The organism is Prosthecobacter sp. GW821-HT29F12 (assembly GCF_058803405.1).
Map to the genome: position 1 here is coordinate 3,633,641 of NZ_CM179517.1, position 16,093 is coordinate 3,649,733.

Annotated in this window: 14 protein-coding genes; 8 read left to right on the forward strand and 6 right to left on the reverse strand. The window is 57.9% G+C overall.

The genetic code is table 11. The features are described from left to right. Positions 1–167: 167 nt before the first annotated feature. A complete protein-coding gene (locus tag AC3RLQ_RS15005; RefSeq protein WP_493038409.1) occupies positions 168–539 on the reverse strand; it encodes a YkvA family protein in 372 nt (123 codons plus the stop codon). Positions 540–802: 263 nt separating this feature from the next. On the opposite strand from AC3RLQ_RS15005, the gene mtnB reads away from it, so the two are divergent. From mtnB to AC3RLQ_RS15035, 6 genes are all read left to right on the forward strand, one after another. Further along, positions 803–1,465 (forward strand): methylthioribulose 1-phosphate dehydratase, encoded by a 663-nt coding sequence (gene mtnB / locus AC3RLQ_RS15010; RefSeq protein ID WP_493038411.1) that lies wholly within the window; start codon positions 803–805, stop codon positions 1,463–1,465. 14 nt (positions 1,466–1,479) lie between these two features. Then, complete coding sequence (locus tag AC3RLQ_RS15015; RefSeq protein ID WP_493038413.1) at positions 1,480–2,073, forward strand: 1,2-dihydroxy-3-keto-5-methylthiopentene dioxygenase; 594 nt, start codon at positions 1,480–1,482, stop codon at positions 2,071–2,073. Next, positions 2,070–2,756: an acireductone synthase gene (gene mtnC, locus AC3RLQ_RS15020; RefSeq protein ID WP_493038415.1), complete on the forward strand. Its 687-nt coding sequence runs from the start codon at positions 2,070–2,072 to the stop codon at positions 2,754–2,756. The genes AC3RLQ_RS15015 and mtnC overlap by 4 nt, the downstream gene beginning before the upstream one ends. Further along, positions 2,753–3,847, forward strand: coding sequence for an S-methyl-5-thioribose-1-phosphate isomerase (gene mtnA, locus AC3RLQ_RS15025; protein ID WP_493038417.1), 1,095 nt, complete (start codon positions 2,753–2,755; stop codon positions 3,845–3,847). Before mtnC ends, mtnA begins: the two co-directional genes overlap by 4 nt. A 121-nt stretch (positions 3,848–3,968) precedes the next feature. After that, positions 3,969–6,347 carry a vWA domain-containing protein gene (locus tag AC3RLQ_RS15030; protein WP_493038419.1) on the forward strand — a complete coding sequence of 793 codons (2,379 nt, stop codon included), beginning with the start codon at positions 3,969–3,971 and terminating at the stop codon, positions 6,345–6,347. A 72-nt stretch (positions 6,348–6,419) separates the two neighbouring features. Continuing rightward, positions 6,420–6,827 (forward strand): hypothetical protein, encoded by a 408-nt coding sequence (locus AC3RLQ_RS15035; protein WP_493038421.1) that lies wholly within the window; start codon positions 6,420–6,422, stop codon positions 6,825–6,827. Between the two features lie 331 nt (positions 6,828–7,158). Here the strand turns inward: AC3RLQ_RS15035 and AC3RLQ_RS15040 are convergent, their stop codons facing one another. After that, positions 7,159–8,592, reverse strand: a complete 1,434-nt coding sequence (locus tag AC3RLQ_RS15040; protein ID WP_493038423.1) for a Gfo/Idh/MocA family protein — start codon at positions 8,590–8,592, stop codon at positions 7,159–7,161. Between the two features lie 239 nt (positions 8,593–8,831). On the opposite strand from AC3RLQ_RS15040, the gene AC3RLQ_RS15045 reads away from it, so the two are divergent. Then, complete coding sequence (locus tag AC3RLQ_RS15045) at positions 8,832–9,179, forward strand: outer membrane protein assembly factor BamB family protein (RefSeq protein ID WP_493038425.1); 348 nt, start codon at positions 8,832–8,834, stop codon at positions 9,177–9,179. A gap of 67 nt (positions 9,180–9,246) precedes the next feature. Here the strand turns inward: AC3RLQ_RS15045 and AC3RLQ_RS15050 are convergent, their stop codons facing one another. Together AC3RLQ_RS15050 and rpsO are read right to left on the reverse strand one after the other, a co-directional pair. Continuing rightward, positions 9,247–11,397 (reverse strand): polyribonucleotide nucleotidyltransferase, encoded by a 2,151-nt coding sequence (locus AC3RLQ_RS15050; protein ID WP_493038427.1) that lies wholly within the window; start codon positions 11,395–11,397, stop codon positions 9,247–9,249. Between the two features lie 178 nt (positions 11,398–11,575). After that, the gene (gene rpsO / locus AC3RLQ_RS15055) at positions 11,576–11,836 is read right to left on the reverse strand and encodes a 30S ribosomal protein S15 (RefSeq protein ID WP_397382009.1); all 261 of its coding nucleotides are present in this window, start codon (positions 11,834–11,836) and stop codon (positions 11,576–11,578) included. Between the two features lie 314 nt (positions 11,837–12,150). Here rpsO and leuB point away from each other — a divergent pair, with 314 nt between their 5' ends. After that, on the forward strand, positions 12,151–13,257 hold the full coding sequence (leuB, locus tag AC3RLQ_RS15060; RefSeq protein WP_493038429.1) for a 3-isopropylmalate dehydrogenase: 1,107 nt from the start codon (positions 12,151–12,153) through the stop codon (positions 13,255–13,257). A gap of 226 nt (positions 13,258–13,483) precedes the next feature. Here leuB and AC3RLQ_RS15065 read toward each other — a convergent pair whose 3' ends face one another. Both AC3RLQ_RS15065 and AC3RLQ_RS15070 read right to left on the reverse strand, forming a co-directional pair. Beyond that, complete coding sequence (locus AC3RLQ_RS15065) at positions 13,484–14,167, reverse strand: abortive infection system antitoxin AbiGi family protein (protein ID WP_493038431.1); 684 nt, start codon at positions 14,165–14,167, stop codon at positions 13,484–13,486. Between the two features lie 30 nt (positions 14,168–14,197). Further along, positions 14,198–16,030: an RCC1-like domain-containing protein gene (locus AC3RLQ_RS15070; protein ID WP_493038433.1), complete on the reverse strand. Its 1,833-nt coding sequence runs from the start codon at positions 16,028–16,030 to the stop codon at positions 14,198–14,200. Positions 16,031–16,093: the final 63 nt, after the last annotated feature.

Sequence of the window (16,093 nt, forward strand, 5' to 3'; positions counted from 1 at the left end):
TCAACGCTTTAAGAGCACCTCAAGCGGATGCTTGAGGAGGCCAGTTCGTGAAGTTCGGCCTGCGGAGAAAACGCTTCCGCGCTGCTCTCGACCCTGAGATCCGCTTCAAAAGCCTCGCCTCTCTACATACGCAGTCCTGTCAATGCGGAGCCATGTCCGACAGTCTGCTAGACATCCACGACTTTGCCGGCCTTGGCTTGGGCGGCCTGCCATTCTTGGTAGCGCTCCAGTTCGCGCTGCACAAGTTTCAAACAGAAGGCGACGATGGTGGCATCGTCGAGATAGCCGACGCCGACAATGACGTCTGGGACGACGTCGGCAGGATTGAGCACGTAAAGCAAAGCCAGGGAGACTGCGCTGATGGCCCAGTAAGGGATCTCGCGATAGGAACCCGCCCAGTAATCCTTTACCATGCTGAGCATGATCTTTGTTTGCTCGAAGACTTTCTTGAGCTTGGGCAGCTTGCTCTCGATCTCCTGCGCGCGCTGGTTAACCTTGGCTATGTCCAGATCGTGATCGCCATTCGTGGGAGTGCTCATAGGGAAAAATAACCAACGGTGTTCGTGAAGTCCAGCGTGCAGTAAGGCGGCCTGGTGGATGCAGGGTTTATGGATGAAAGCCAACGACAGCGCCGTGTCGCTTCTGAAGGACCCAAAGGACGGAAGCGACTTCAAGGACACCGATTCCATGACCGCGAGATGTTTTGCCGCTGCTCGTGCGTCACACCCAAGGTGGGATGTGAAGATTCTGCTACGTGAGCGAATTTGACATGTCTGCCACTGTCCGAATCATCCACTCAATCATGCCCGCTGAAAAAGCTCAGCCTACCGCCATCGAGACGATTGAATTTTTGACCCGTGAACTCATCGAGTGCGGGCGGGATTTTCATCATCGCGGATGGTCGCTGGGGACGAGCAGCAATTACAGCGTGGTGACTGACCGTGAACCGCTGACGCTGCTGATGACTGGGAGTGGTTTCGACAAAGGACGACTGCAGCCCGACCAGTTTGTCATGGTGGATGAAAATGCGCAGGCGTTGGAGGGGGATTTTCCGAAGCCCTCCGCCGAGGCGCTGCTGCACACGGTGCTGGCGAAACACGGCGCGGGCGCGGTGTTGCACACCCATTCGGTGGCGGCCACGGTACTGAGCGAGCATTTTCTGAAGGACGGGAGGCTGCGGATTGCGGGCTATGAAATGCTGAAGGGACTCGCGGGAATCGGCACGCATGAGAGTGAGGCGTGGATCGAGATTTATCCCAACACGCAGGACATTGCTGCGCTGGCGACGGTGATTGATGCACGACTGCAAGATCCTGCGACCACGCTGCGCCATGGCTTTCTGATGGCGGGCCACGGCCTCTACACCTGGGGGGAGAACCTCGCGGCGGCGCGGAGGCAGATCGAGGTGCTGGAGTTTCTCTTCGAAGTCGTCACACAGAAGCGTTTGCTCTTCGGCTCGTTTTGAGGAGCACTTGTCCCATGGCCTACCTCCGCATTCCTTCCGCAGACCGAGTCATCGACGATGCGGACAGCATCCGCCGTTTTCTTCTGCCCCATGGCATTCATTATGAACGCTGGCCGGTGGCGGGGCGCATCGACCGCGATGCCACGCAGGAGGAAATCCTGGCGGCGTATGCACCCGAGGTGGAAGCCCTGAAGAAAAGCGGCGGCTACATCACGGCGGATGTGGTGAACGTGACTCCGGATGTGCCCAATCTGCAGGAGATGCTGAACAAGTTTAACCAGGAGCACCGCCATGCGGAGGATGAGGTGCGCTTCATTGTGAAAGGGCACGGCATTTTCTACATCAATCCCGAGAATGGGGACCCGGTGTTTTCCATCGAGATCGAAGAGGGTGATCTCATCAATGTTCCTGCGGGCACTAAGCACTGGTTTGACCTGTGTGCCGACCGTACCATTCGTGCGATCCGCCTTTTCCGCGAAAAGGCTGGATGGACGCCGCTGTATACGGGTGATTCGATTGCCAGCGGGTATCAGCCGCTTTGCTTCGGGCCCAATCCGATGGTCGCCAAAGGTTTCCGTATTGAGCAGGCTGCGGCCATCGCCGCATGATCACGTTTGGAGGCAAACTGATCCTGCTGGACATCGAAGGCACCGTCTCGCCGCTGGCGTTTGTGCACGACGTGATGTTTCCGTACGCGCGGCAGCATGCGGGAACTTATCTCATCATGCACTGGAAGACGGCGCTGATCGCCCAACTGGCATGTGATGCCGGTGTGCCAGCCTTTGCTTCACCTGCCGAGGCGGAGGCGGCGGTGCATCGGCTGATGGAAGCGGATGCCAAAGTGACCGGTTTGAAGCAGCTGCAGGGCATGATCTGGGAAGAGGGATTTCGCAATGGCGAGCTGCGCAGCCGGATCTTTGATGATGTGCCGCTGGCGCTGGCGGGCTGGTGCCAGAAGGGTCTGGAGATTCGCATCTACTCCTCCGGCAGCATCCAGGCGCAGAAGCTTTTCTTTGCGCACACGAAGCGCGGGGATCTCACCACGCACTTCGCAGGCTATTACGACACCACGACAGGGTCGAAACGCGAAAGCGCCAGCTACGAGGCGATCGCTGCGGATTGCGGCCTGCCGGCGGAGCAGATTCTCTTCATCAGCGATGTGGTGGAGGAATTGAATGCGGCGCGAAACGCTGGCATGTTCACGGCGCTCGCGGTCCGGCCTGGAAACAAACCGGTGCCGCAGCATGATCACCCTGCCCTCACCTCCTTCGCCGAAATTTCCATTGCATGAACATTCACGGACAGCCGCACCGCTCCATTGAAGCCGATCACGCGTCACGCAGCGCGCGCATCATTGATCAAACCTTTCTGCCGCACCAGGTGGAATGGCGTGATCTGCAGACGATGGAAGATGCGGCCGAGGCCATCCAAGTGATGCGGGTGCGTGGTGCGCCGCTGATTGGTGCGACGGCTGCGTTTGGCCTGTACTTTGCGCTGCGCGACGATGCCACGGATGCGGCGCTGCAACGGGCCTATGAAGTGCTGCATGCCACGCGGCCCACGGCGATCAATCTGCGCTGGGCGCTGGACCGGGTGAAGCGTGTCGTGGCACCGCTTGATATCGAACAACGCGCCGAAGCGGCGTGGAATGAGGCGCTGGCCATCTGTGAAGATGATGTGCGGACGAATCACGCCATCGGCAAACATGGGCTGGAATTGTTTCGAGCGATTCAAGCGAAGAAGGCCGATGCCTCTGCGCCGCTGAATGTGATGACGCACTGCAACGCCGGCTGGCTGGCCACGGTGGACTGGGGCACGGCGATCTCTCCCATTTATCAGGCGCATGATGAGGGCATGAATGTGCATGTGTGGGTGAGCGAGACGCGGCCGCGTGGACAGGGAGCCTCGCTGACGGCCTTTGAACTTAAAGAGCATGGGGTGCCGTATACGTTGATCGTCGACAACAATGCCGGGCACCTGCTACAGCGCGGGCTGGTGGATGTGGTGATCGTGGGCACGGACCGTGTGACGGCGCATGGAGATGTGGCGAACAAAATCGGCACCTACCTCAAGGCACTGGCGGCGAAGGCGCATGATGTGCCGTTTTACGTGGCCACACCGGTCAGCACGATTGACTGGACGATCACCGACGGCATTCGAGACATCCCCATCGAGCAGCGCAGCGCCCGCGAGGTGACGCACATGCCCGGATTGAATGCGGCGGGGGTGCGTGAGGAGGTGCTGATCACCCCGGCTGGAACTCAGGCGCGCAATGATGGCTTTGACGTGACGCCAGCGGCCTTGGTGACTGGTCTGGTGACGGAGCATGGGGCTTTTGCAGCCAACGCCGAGGCATTGCAGCAGCTGCAGGCTTTGATTTGAGCCGGCGAAGGCCCCCGTTTTTTTTTAAGTTTGGGACGGCATTTTGTGAACGGCCTGCGATTCCTTGGGGTCTGTTTCACGAAACCAAGGAGATCATCGCATGAATCGCTGCCTTACGAGTATGTTGACGGGATGGGCGTTGCTCATCGGAACTTCGGGTGTTTTGGCGCAGCAACCGGCGACTCCCTCGAGGGCGATCATCGTCTTTGATGCATCGGGAAGCATGTACGGCCAAGTGCCGGGAGGAGTGAAGATCGACATCGCGAAGAAAGTGGTGAGCGACATTGTGGGCACGATTGATCCGAACATGGAGCTGGGGCTGATGGCCTACGGACACCGCAAAAAGGGCGACTGCGAGGACATTGAACTGCTGGTGCCGCCACAGCCGAGGAGCTCGGCAGCGATCTTGAAAGCGGTGGCCGGTTTGGAGCCGAAAGGCAAGACGCCCCTGACAGCGGCGGTGATCCAGGCGGCCAAGTATTTAAAATTTGAGGAGGCCAAGGTGTCCGTGATCCTAGTCAGCGACGGAGTGGAGACCTGTGACAAAGATCCCTGCATGGCTGCGGAGGAACTGGAGCGACTGGGGGTCGACTTCACCTGTCATGTGATCGGTTTTGACCTCAAGCCGGGTGAGTCATCCGGGCTGGAGTGTCTGGCGAAAAAGACCGGCGGCATGTACCTTGCGGCCAAGGATGCGGCGTCGCTGAAGACTTCGCTGGAAGCCGCGATGAAGCAGGTGGCGAAGCCGGTGACCACGCTGGTGGTGGAGGCGAAGAAGTCCTCGGGGGGAGCCTTGATCGAAGGCGTGAATTTTCAGGTCTTTGCGGAGGGCGGCGGTGAAAACGCGATCGCCACGGGGAGCGGCGGACACTGGAGCACCGAGCTGCCGAAAGCGGGCAAGTACACCCTGAGCGCGAAGCTGGGGGCGAAGTCGCTCGAACTCGATGTGTCGGTGAAGGAAGGTGAAACGGTGACCAAGGAGGTGGTCTTTGCCGAGACCGGATTGAAGGCGGTGGCTTATGATAAAGAGGGTGGAGTGGCGTTTGAGCGTGAGGTGAGCTGGGATCTTTTTGGCCCGGCGGACAGTGAGGGAAATCGCGCCAAGGTTTCCTTCAGCTATGAGGCAAAGCCTTTTCTGCAGGTGGCTCCGGGCACCTACCTGCTGACCGCCACGCGCGGCAACGCCAGCGCCAGTGTGGAGGTGACTGTGAAAGAAGGCACACCGCAGGAGGTGAAGGTCATTCTTGGCAGCGGCAATCTCAAACTCAGCGCCATCAACGCCGAAGGCCTGCCGCCCATCGCCAAAGACGTGAGCTGGGACCTCTTCTCCCCACCCGACGCCGAGGGCCAGCGCAAGAAGCTGGGATTCAGTTACGAAGCCCAACCCAAGATGACCCTGCCCTCCGGCCCGTGCCTGATCGTGGCTACTTATGGCAACGCCAAGGGACAAAAAGAGATCGAAGTCAAAGCGGGAGAGACGCAAGAGGTTGTGGTCTTGATTGGCAGCGGCAAATTGAAGCTGTCCGTCATACTGGAGGAAGGCGGCACTGCATTGACGAAGGATGTGGCCTGGGATGTTTTTGGCGAAGCCGATGCCGAGGGCAACCGGCCCAAGATCGCGAACAGCTACGACGCGCAGCCCACCCTTTCACTGCCCGCAGGCAAGTACCAGGTGGAAGTGGCGGTGGGCAATGCGAAGGGCAAAGTCATGGTGGAGATCAAGGCCGGAGCCACGGTGGAAAAGGTGGTGTCGCTGGGGGCTGGAAGGGTCAAGCTCTCTGCACTCACCACGGAGGGTGCGGATGCGCTTTCCAAAGATGTGACGTGGGAGATTTTTGGTGCTGCTGATGCCGAAGGAAACCGGACCAAGGCTGGATACAGCTATGATCCGCAGCCCGTGGTGAGCCTGCCTGCCGGGAAATACTTGGTGCAGCTGGAATGGGGCAGCGCCAAGGCGAAGCAGGAGATTGAAGTTACTGCGGGCAAGCTCAAGGAGATCCCGATCATCATCAATGCCGGCACACTGGCCCTGAGTGCCGTCATGACCGAAGGAGCGGACCCTGCGCCTGAGGGAATCAACTGGGATGTGTTCGGCGAAGCCAATGCGGAAGGGGAACGCCCCAAGGCGAGCTACAGCTACGATGCGCAGCCTAAACTCCACCTCACCGCCGGCAAATATCTCGTGGTGGCGACACGCGGGGCTGCCAAGGCCCAGGCCGAAGTGGAAGTGCAGGCGGGCAAGATGGCCACCAAGGCCCTGAACCTCAATGCGGGAACGTTGAAACTCAGTTCGAGCACGCCCGGCAGCTGGGACATTTACGGCCCGAAGGATGGCGAAGGTAACCGGAAAAAGCTCACTTACTCGTATGATGCTGAGGCGAAGCTTTTCATCCCCGCAGGCAAGATGCTGGTGGTGCGCAGCGAAGGTGGTAAAAAAGCAGAAAAGGAAGTGGAGGTCAAAGCGAATGCCCTGACGGAGTTGACGCTGGATGCGAATTAATGCTCCTATTTAGGCTTTTGCAGCATTCGACTTGTAATGCATGCGGCATCACAGACGGTGTGCTTCCATATTATGAAACACACCCATCTCATACTGATCGGGCTGCTCGCGGGCAGCATGACATCCTGCAAAAAGACCCCGGAAGGAACCAAAGCCGCCGAGGATACGAAGAAGGCGGCAGAGGCGGTGAAGGAGGCCGTCAAATCGAACGCTGACGCTGCAGCCAAGGACTTGGAACTGGCCAAAGCTGCGGCTGAAAAGAAGGCTGCCGAATTGAAGGTGGCCGCAGAAAAAGAAGCCGCAGCCCTCAAACAGGCTGCGGAAAAGAAAGCTGCTGAAGCAGCGAAGGCCGTGGAAGAAGCGGCGGCGAAGGCTAAGGCAGCGCTGACGCCGGCACCTGCGGCTCCCGCAGTCCCGGCAGCGCCAGTGCCTCCTGCCGCTCCATCAACGCCGCCGGCAGCGCCTGCGGTGCCGAAGTGAGCGTCACTTCAGCATGAATCACGCGAGAGCGTCAGGGGATTTCTCCTGACGCTCTTTTTTATGTGGGGATGGACTGGGCCATCTGGGGCCGCTGCTGTGGTGAAGCGGAGTGCCTTGCAAGCGCTGCTGGTTGCCGTGGAGTGCGGCGGAGTGCTGGATTTGCTTCCCGGATCTGATGGCGGAAACCCAGGGTCGCCTCGCTGAGGCTCGGCTGCCCCTGGGCTATGTTCCGCAGCACCTTTGGTGCTGGTGTGAAGCGGAGCGGCCACTGTCATGGCGCGCTTTTCAGAAGATCTATGTATGCAAAGAGCTCTTCAAAAACAGCCGAGGATCACACGGCCTTCGGGACTTCGAAGCCTGGGCGATACTCACGGGTGAGGAGGGCGAGGGCTTCGGGGGTGGCGGTGTCACCGATGAAGGTTTCCTTGGCGACATCGATTTCGAGCATGGGGCCCATCTTGATGTCGAGCTTGGAGGCATCGAGTTCGTTTTTGATGAGGTGCTGGTGGAAGTCGGCGATGACATCATTCCAAGGCTGGAAGTCTTTCACGGCAGCCTCGGCTTGTTCGCGATTGTACTTCTGGCCGAGGCGGAAGGAGTTGTTGGCGAGGTGGCACCAGGCGCTGGAGAAGTGGATTTTTTCGACTTCACCCTTCAGGTCCTCCTGCTTACGGCTGCGGATGGCGTCGATGAAATTGGCGGCGTGGGTTTTGCCGCCGTCGCCTTTGAAGATGTGGAGCTTTTTGCCTTCAGAGTCGAAGGCGGTGCCACCGCCGCGGCTGCCGGTGTAGTAGCCGCCTTCGCATTCGATGATGAGGAAGGCGCCGGTGCGGCGGCGCAGGTACACATCGGGGGCTTTGATGCCTTTTTGGCGGGGGAGATTGTGGAAGTCGATGATGACCGGGATGCTGCCGGTGTCCATGTAGGCGAAGTGGGTGTTGGGCGTCTCGCCGGCATCATCCCAAGCAAAGCGGCCGCCGCCGGCAATGACGCGCTTGGGCAGAGCGACCTTGTCACGGAAGACGACATTGCGGAGGTCGTCGAGGATGTGAGGGCCCCAGTTGCCCATTTCGCCGTTGCCGGTGTTCCAGTTCCAATGCCAGTCGTAGTGGAATTTTTCGCGGTAGATGGGCTCATCTTTCGCAGGGCCAAGCCAGATGTCATAGTCCACTGTGGCGGGTGGTGTGAGCGGCTCTGCACGTTTGCCGATGGAAGCACGCATGCTGTAGTGATTGCAGCGCACGTATTTGATCTTCCCCATGGTTTCGGCATCGAGGAAGGCTTTGATTTCCTCCTGCAACGGATCGCTGCGCTGCTGGGTGCCGCCCTGCACGATGCGGTTGTACTTGCGTGCGGCTTCGACGAGCTTGCGGCCTTCCCAGATGTTGTGAGAGACGGGCTTCTCGACGTACACGTCCTTGCCTGCCTGCATGGCCCAGATGGAGGCGAGGACGTGCCAGTGATTGCCGGTGGAGACGACGACGGCATCGATGCTCTTGTCCTCCATGACTTTGCGGAGGTCCTGAGTGGTCTTGGCGTTTGGGAAGACTTTCTTGGCTTTGTCCAAAGCTGCCGTGTCGGGATCGCAGAGGTAAGCGATTTCCACGCCGGTGACCTTGGCCATGCGGCCGGCATTGCCCAAGCCCTGGCCACCGAGGCCGATGGAAGCGATGCGGATGGTGTCATTGGCCCCGAGCACGCGACTGGCTGACAGGGCGGTGAAGGCGAGCGCGGACTGGGTGATGAAGGAACGGCGGGAAGTCATGGTTGGAGCAGATTGGAAGCAGGATGTTTTGCCAGAACGAAGCGCTGGCTGCAACTCCTTCGACTAATCCTGCTTTTATCGTCAGCCATTGCCCCCTGAGACAGGCTGCATTGAGGAAGCTGATCAGCGTGACGTCACAATCGCCGGGAGGTGTTTTGATTCCAAATTGGCGCGGTTTTCGCACTCGGCTGCCGGAGGCTGGACAAGCTGATGCCGGTGCCATTAATCTCCAAGCCATCATGAACACCGCTGATCTTGTTTTTGTGGGATTCAATCGTCGTGTGGCCGCGCTTCAACGTCAGAGCGGCGAGATAATCTGGGAATGGAAGGCCCCCAATGGCACGAGCTATGTGAGCCTGCTGCTGGATGGTGGCATGCTGATCGTCTCCGTGGATGGCTACATGTATGGGCTGGATGCAGCCACGGGAAAACAGCTCTGGTACAATCCTATGAAGGGCTTTGGCACGGGAGTCGCTGCGATGGTTTCCGAGCAGGGCATGAGCAGCCATTCGGTGACCGCCGCTGCAGCGGCTGAGGCGGCGCGGCAGGCTAGCCAGACTTCGACATCGTCGGTTAGCACCACGTAACGACTGCACAAAAAAGAGGCCGCATTGCTGCGGCCTCTTCGTGGTTTTGATTGTTGGCGGATGAGGCTTAGCCCACGTCTTCGGCAGGGGCGGCGTCGCCAGCGGCGGCGGCGGCGTCCTTCTCCTTCATGGCGGCCTTGCGGCTCATCTTGATGCGGCCCTTGTCGTCGATGCCGATGCACTTGGCGGTGACGATGTCGCCGGTCTTGACGACGTCTTCGGTCTTGTTGACGCGGAAGTCGGCGAGTTCGCTGATGTGGATGAGGCCGTCCTTCTTGCCACCGAGGTTCATGAAGGCACCGAAGTTTGTGGTGCTGACGACGCGGCCCGTGTAGAGCTTGCCGACTTCAATTTCCTGGGAGGTGCCGCTGATCATTTCGACTGCGCGCTCGATGCCTTCCTTGCGGCTGGCATAGACGTAGACCGTGCCGTCGTCCTCGATGCTAATCTCAGCACCGGACTCGGCCTGGATGGCCTTGATGTTCTTGCCGCCAGGGCCGATGAGCTCACCGATCTTGTCAGGGTTGATCTTGATGATCTCGATGCGCGGGGCATACGGGCTGAGAGGCTTCACTTCAGCGATGGCCTGGGCCATGGCGGAGAGAACCTGGGTGCGGCCTTCCTTGGCCTTGACGATGGCTTCTTCGAGGATGCTCAGAGGGAGGCCGGGGAGCTTGAGGTCAAGCTGGTAGCCGGTGACGCCTTCGGAGGTACCGCAAAGCTTGAAGTCCATGTCGCCGAAGTGGTCTTCGCTGCCGATGATGTCGAGCATCGTGAGGTAGCGCTTCATGTTGTCGCCTTCGAACTCGGTGACGAGACCGACGCTGATACCGCCGACCGGGCGCTTGAGAGGCACGCCTGCATCGAGGAGGGCCATGACGCCGGAGCAGACGGAGGCCATGGAGGTGGAGCCGTTGGACTCCATGACTTCGCTGCTCACGCGGATGGCGTAAGGGAAGACTTCCTTGGCTGGAATGACAGGCTCGATGGAGCGCTCTGCGAGGGCACCGTGGCCGATTTCACGACGGTTCTGACCACCGAAGCGGCCGGTTTCACCGACGGAGAACGGAGGGAAGTTGTAGTGAAGGATGAAGCGCTTGGATTCCGGGCCACCTGCGTAGGTGTCCATTTCCTGGGCTTCGTCTGCTGGAGCGAGGGTGGCGATGGAGAGAGCCATCGTTTCACCACGGGTGAAGCTGGCGGAACCGTGAGTGCGGGGAAGCACGGAGGCTTCGCCGGAAAGCTGGCGGAGCTGATCGATGCCGCGGCCGTCGCAACGGTTCTTCTTGTCGAGGATGGAGATGCGGAAGGCTTTCTTCTGGAGGTAGTCGAAGGCCTGGCTGACTTCGAAGCCGGTGGCTTCCGGGAACTTGGCCTTGATGGCTTCAGCGACCTCGTCCTTGAGAGCGCCGACGGCTTTGCCGCGAGCCACTTTGGAAGGGGTGTAGAGAGCGCCTTCGATGCGATCGCCAGCGACTGCGTAGGCGATTTCGAGGAGTTCGTCTTTGACGAGCATGAGAGGAACTTCGCGCTTGGCCTTACCGGCGAGCTTGGTGAGTTCTTCCTGGGCGACGACGAGCTTGGCGACTTCAGCCTGGGCGAAGTGGAGGGCTTTGACGAACTCGGCTTCTGGGAGTTCGTTGGCGGCGCCTTCGATCATGACGACTTCGGTCTTGTTGCCGACGTAGACGAGGTCGAGGTCGCTTTCGAGGCGCTGGCTCTGGGTGGGGTTCACGACGAACTCACCATTGATGCGGCCGATGCGGACGGCACCGACCGGGCCTGCGAACGGGATGTCCGACACGCAAAGAGCGGCGGAGGCGCCGTTCATGGCGCAGATGTCCGGATCGTTTTCGCCGTCAGCGCTGAGGAGGATGGCGACGACCTGGGTGTCGTAGTAATAACCTTTCGGGAAGAGCGGACGCAATGGGCGGTCCGTCATACGGCAGGTGAGGATTTCCTTTTCCGTAGGGCGGCCTTCGCGCTTGAAGTAACCGCCGGGGAAGCGGCCTGCAGCGGAGGCTTTTTCCTTGTACTCAACGGAGAGGGGGAAGAAATCCTGGCCTTCTTTGACTTTCGTCGCGGAGACAGCGGTGACGAGGACGATGGTATCGCCGAGACGCACGGTAACGGCGCCGTCAGCAAGCTTGGCAAACTTGCCGGTTTCGATTTCGAGGGTACCAGCACCGAGCTGGATTTTTTGTGTATGAATGGCCATAGGTTGGCTAGTGTTGTTTGTTTGGTTTGGGTGAAAATATCATCCAGGCTTCAGCCCGACGGTGGTACGGCAATGCGTACCATGCAGCATGAACATCGGCTGTGCCGACATGCGTGTAGAAGCCTGCAACAGAAAAAAGGGGGCGATGTTCGTGACATCACCCCCTCGTGAAATTCTGTTAGCGGCGGAGACTGAGGCTCTTGAGCAGCTTCTGGTAGCGCTCGTTGGCGGTCAGCTTGAGGTAATCAAGCAGCTTGCGACGACGTGCGACCATCTGAAGAAGACCGCGACGTGTGGAGTGATCTTTCTGATGCGTGCCAAGGTGCTGCGTCAGATCGTTGATTCGCTTCGTCAAGAGGGCCACCTGGACGTCGGCGCTGCCGGTGTCTTTTTCGTGGATCTTGAAGGAGGTGGAATCGATGGTGGTTGCTTCGCTCATGGTTCGTTTGAATGGCCGGACAACTTGTCAGGCGGTGGGATAATCTGGGATGTGGGGCCGCGAAGGAACCATAAACGCTCTTTTTGGCAAGAGGAAGTTTGAGGGAAGATGGGGAAGTTTGCGGTTTGCCGGGGGAGTTTACGGTTGTTTACAGTGGTTAACGATTGTTGACGGTGGTTGGCCGGAGCTGGGAGGGTGGAGGAGAGGGGGCAGGAAGTGTAGTCGAGGTTCCATAATTTGGCGGCAGGTATTTTCAGGCCACTTGCCAGCGGCGGGATTCGCATCCACTAAAAGCCCCCCCTTCCCTATCAACCATGTCACGCACGTATCAACTCGCAGTCCTCCCCGGAGACGGTATCGGCCCTGAAGTCATGGCCGAGGCGCTCAAAGTCCTCGACGCCGTCGCCGCCCGCTCCAGCCTCTCTTTTGAATACAACCACCAGCTTGTCGGTGGTGCCGCCATTGATGCGGTGGGCAAGGCGCTGCCTGCGGAGACCATCGCTGCCTGTGAAGCGAGCGACGCCATCCTGTTTGGCTCTGTCGGTGGCCCGAAATGGGAGAAGCTGCCGCCGAATGAGCAGCCTGAGCGCGGTGCGCTGCTGCCGCTGCGCAAGCACTTTGGTCTCTTTGCCAACCTGCGCCCTGGGATCTGCTACCCTGCCCTGACGTCTTCTTCGCCGATCCGCGCGGATTTGGTGGAAGGTGGATTTGATGTGCTTTGTGTGCGTGAACTGACCGGTGGCATGTACTTTGGCCAGCCGAAGAGCCGCACGACGCTGCCAGATGGCGACATCGAGGTGATCGACACGATGGTTTATAAGAAGAGCGAGATCGTGCGGATCGGCCATGTGGCCTTCAAAGCGGCGCAACTGCGCCGCAAGCATGTGACCAGCGTGGACAAGGCCAACGTGCTGACCAATTCCGTGCTGTGGCGCGAAACGATGGTGGAAGTGGCCAAGGAATATCCGGATGTGACGCTGGCCCACCTGTATGTGGACAACGCCGCGATGCAGCTGATCAAGGCCCCGCGGAGCTTTGACGTGCTGGTGACGGAAAACCTGTTTGGCGACATCCTGAGTGATGAGATGGCAATGATCGCTGGCTCGCTGGGCATGCTGGCGAGCGCGAGCCTGGGCAAGCCGAAGGGTGATGGACTCTACTTTGGTCTGTTTGAGCCTTCCGGTGGTACGGCCCCGGACATTGCAGGCATGGGCATTGCGAATCCGATCGCGCAGATTCTTTCGGTGGCGCTGCTGCTGCGCTTCTCTCTCGGGCTGGAAGCTGAGGCGGCGAGCATTGAGTCGGCGGTGAAGAAGGTCATCGACAGTGGTTTGCGCACGGGTGACATCTTCAGCGGTGCTCCTGGCACGAAGAAGGTGAACACGAAGGAGATTGGCGAGGCGATTATTGCGGCGCTGTGAGTTCAGAGGTTTGATTGACTGATTCCGCACCGGTTGGCGAGCTGCTGCCGGTGCGGCTTATAAGTGGATGATGAGCCGATGGCTCTTGAGGAACGGAAGGCGGACAGGAAGTGAGTGAATCAGCTCCATCCTGGGAATCGATTTCGGCTGATGCTTGGGCAGCCTTTATTGCAGCAAGAATCTGTGAGTGAGTGAAGCCGCTCGTCAGTCTAAACGGCCTCGAAATTCAAGCTTTCCATGCGGTTATTTTCCCATCAAGCGCGGGAAACTGCGCTAGCAAAACCTCAACCTCAGCCAAGGTCGGAACATATATGGAGTCAATGTCGGTGTGATCAATTTCGAGACGATGACAGCGCGAGTCTTCATGATGCGCATCGCTCACATCCACTCTGTTATAGCCAAATTTCCAGGTGTGAGTGAGTTCAAGCGGCGTGTGTCTCCATTCTAGCTCCTCCTCGAATGAAAGAGTCTCCAACCTTCCTGGGCGAATCGCTTGTTTATCAGGCTGGACACCGATCGTAGATTTGAGGAATGGCAGCATTGGTTTTACTGCGACAGGAATACTATCGAGCGTAGTGCGTACCGGATGTTCAAAAAGCGCTGCCACCCGCTGCTTAATTGAAGATTCTTCTCGGATATACCACACGGGATTGATGTCATGGACAGATGCCAGATCTTTACGTACAGCTACTGCATAGTGTCCGTAGCGTTCACGGTGAGCACCCGCAGCAGGGATTGGAATGTCACAAAAGCAAACCATTGGGAATGCCATGCAGGTGAAGCCTCCAAGCAGCCAATCGAACTCCTCAACGCAGTAACGGGGCCAAAAGCCATGAGCAAGGATGCCACAGAGATACTCCAATTGTGAAGTGTAATGAAATAGTCGGTGTTCTTTTGGCTCAGATTTCATAGTCAATGTTTTGTAACGGTGATCGAATTTCTAATCCAGCTTCAAGACCATGGTGTGATTACTGCCTGCCGTAATCGCCACCACGCCACTCAATCCTACTGGTACAGTGCATTGACCTTTATCGTTTGCGCCCCATGCCACGACTGTGCCGTCCTTCTTTAATGCCGCAGTGTGGCTTCTGCCTGCCGCAATTGCCACCACATTGTTCAAGCCTAACGGCACGTCACATTGACCATCCCTGTTATCGCCCCATGCCAATACCGTTCCGTTTTGCTTTAAGACCACCGTATGCAGCCATCCTGCCGCTACTGCAACTACGTCGCTCAAGTTCACAGGGACTTTACATTGACCAAAAGTATTACCACCCCATACCGCCACAGTGCCGTTCTGCTTCAAGGCCACGTTATGCCAACTTCCTGCGGCAATTGCCACAACATCACTCAATCCCGCAGGCCCGGTGCATTGACCAACAGTATCTGTTCCCCACTCCATCACAGTGCCGTCTTGCTTAAGAAGCATAGTACAAGTGTCACCAGCCGCAATCATGACTACACCGCTCAGCCCAGCCTGATTTTTGTTGTTACCATCGCTGTTGCTTGGCCACGAAACCACTTTGTCATCCAATTTGAGTGCCGCAGTGTGATGTTGGCCTGCCGCAATCGCTACAACGCCGTTCAAATGCGCTGGCACAGAACTTTCTCCAAAAGCGTTGTTTCCCCATGCAACCACCGTGCCGTCATGTTTCAATGCCACACTATGAGAATCTCCCGCCGCAATCGCCACCACGCCACTCAAGGCCGATGGGACAGCGCACTGGCTATTTATATTGTTTCCCCACGCCACTACAGTTCCACCTTGAATGAGAGCACCGTGAATCTGATCATCCTTGAACCCCCTTCGGCGCATGACAGACCCGTTCCAAGTAAAACGCTTTTCGAAAGCGGACATGACCTCTGGTCCTAACCTTTCGGCAGTGGCCTCGGCTGTAGCAGCAAAGCTTTCCGCCACGAGTTTTATTTCTGCAATATGCCGCAGCAGGTCGGCTTCTTTAGCCATCGCATGCGCCTTGGCATCTGCTTCCTTGCGAATTTTGGCTGCGGTTACGGCTGCCTGGATTTTTTCTATGGCAGCGCTGGTCCATTGGGTGAGATCTGGGCTTGTTTGGATAATTGGCATCGGCAAAGGAGCCGATGACTCACCGGAGACTGCTGAAAGAAAACTCACCAGCCCGTCTGATTCTTTAATCAGGTTATCATTAGACAGCAGAACAACGTTTGACTTCTGCATCGTTGCGGGATCGGCAAGATCAGCCCAGAAATAAGTCTCTATATCTTTCCCAACTGTACGCTCTGACTGCGCCAATAGCCAGACTTGTTCCTCGGCCTTCAGAGTGAAGCGACCATCGGCATCAGTCTTGGCGACGATTGGTGGAAGCTTCTCAAAAAGGCGAACCTTATTATCCAATATAGTTCGCGGAACTTGGGTTTCCGCGATCTCCCTCAGCTTCTTGCGTCGGCTTTCCATCTCTGCTCTGAACTGATCTGCCACTGGCACGGCGAGGCCAGGCGGCACGAGCGCATTCAGGGCAGACTCGAATTGATGCAGCCCATCAAGATCCGCATGGGCTAGAGCCAGTCTTTTTTCATACTCCTGACGGGTCTGCTTGTAGTCCCTCAATATCTCAACGCAAATGTGTTCGAGCTGAGCTTTAGTCACTACGTGAACCCCTACCAGCCCCATTTTCACGTTGTCACGATCTTTAGTGACAACGAAAATTTGTCCTGAAATCTCACGTTCGCGAGAACAGCTTGCAGTGAACAAGCCGAATACCAGAAACAGAAGGCGAAGAACGACATCTTTCATGTGAAGTATGTGTATGCACCCAGAATGAAGATCAAGCCGGACCTCTTTAGCGAGTCTTCCAAA

Excerpts from the sequence above, each read along its gene's own strand:
- AC3RLQ_RS15005 (WP_493038409.1), bottom strand. The coding sequence starts at position 539 with ATGAGCACTCCCACGAATGGCGATCACGATCTGGACATAGCCAAGGTT.
- mtnB (WP_493038411.1), top strand. The coding sequence starts at position 803 with ATGCCCGCTGAAAAAGCTCAGCCTACCGCCATCGAGACGATTGAATTT.
- AC3RLQ_RS15015 (WP_493038413.1), top strand. The coding sequence starts at position 1,480 with ATGGCCTACCTCCGCATTCCTTCCGCAGACCGAGTCATCGACGATGCG.
- mtnC (WP_493038415.1), top strand. The coding sequence starts at position 2,070 with ATGATCACGTTTGGAGGCAAACTGATCCTGCTGGACATCGAAGGCACC.
- mtnA (WP_493038417.1), top strand. The coding sequence starts at position 2,753 with ATGAACATTCACGGACAGCCGCACCGCTCCATTGAAGCCGATCACGCG.
- AC3RLQ_RS15030 (WP_493038419.1), top strand. The coding sequence starts at position 3,969 with ATGTTGACGGGATGGGCGTTGCTCATCGGAACTTCGGGTGTTTTGGCG.
- AC3RLQ_RS15035 (WP_493038421.1), top strand. The coding sequence starts at position 6,420 with ATGAAACACACCCATCTCATACTGATCGGGCTGCTCGCGGGCAGCATG.
- AC3RLQ_RS15040 (WP_493038423.1), bottom strand. The coding sequence starts at position 8,592 with ATGACTTCCCGCCGTTCCTTCATCACCCAGTCCGCGCTCGCCTTCACC.
- AC3RLQ_RS15045 (WP_493038425.1), top strand. The coding sequence starts at position 8,832 with ATGAACACCGCTGATCTTGTTTTTGTGGGATTCAATCGTCGTGTGGCC.
- AC3RLQ_RS15050 (WP_493038427.1), bottom strand. The coding sequence starts at position 11,397 with ATGGCCATTCATACACAAAAAATCCAGCTCGGTGCTGGTACCCTCGAA.
- rpsO (WP_397382009.1), bottom strand. The coding sequence starts at position 11,836 with ATGAGCGAAGCAACCACCATCGATTCCACCTCCTTCAAGATCCACGAA.
- leuB (WP_493038429.1), top strand. The coding sequence starts at position 12,151 with ATGTCACGCACGTATCAACTCGCAGTCCTCCCCGGAGACGGTATCGGC.
- AC3RLQ_RS15065 (WP_493038431.1), bottom strand. The coding sequence starts at position 14,167 with ATGAAATCTGAGCCAAAAGAACACCGACTATTTCATTACACTTCACAA.
- AC3RLQ_RS15070 (WP_493038433.1), bottom strand. The coding sequence starts at position 16,030 with ATGAAAGATGTCGTTCTTCGCCTTCTGTTTCTGGTATTCGGCTTGTTC.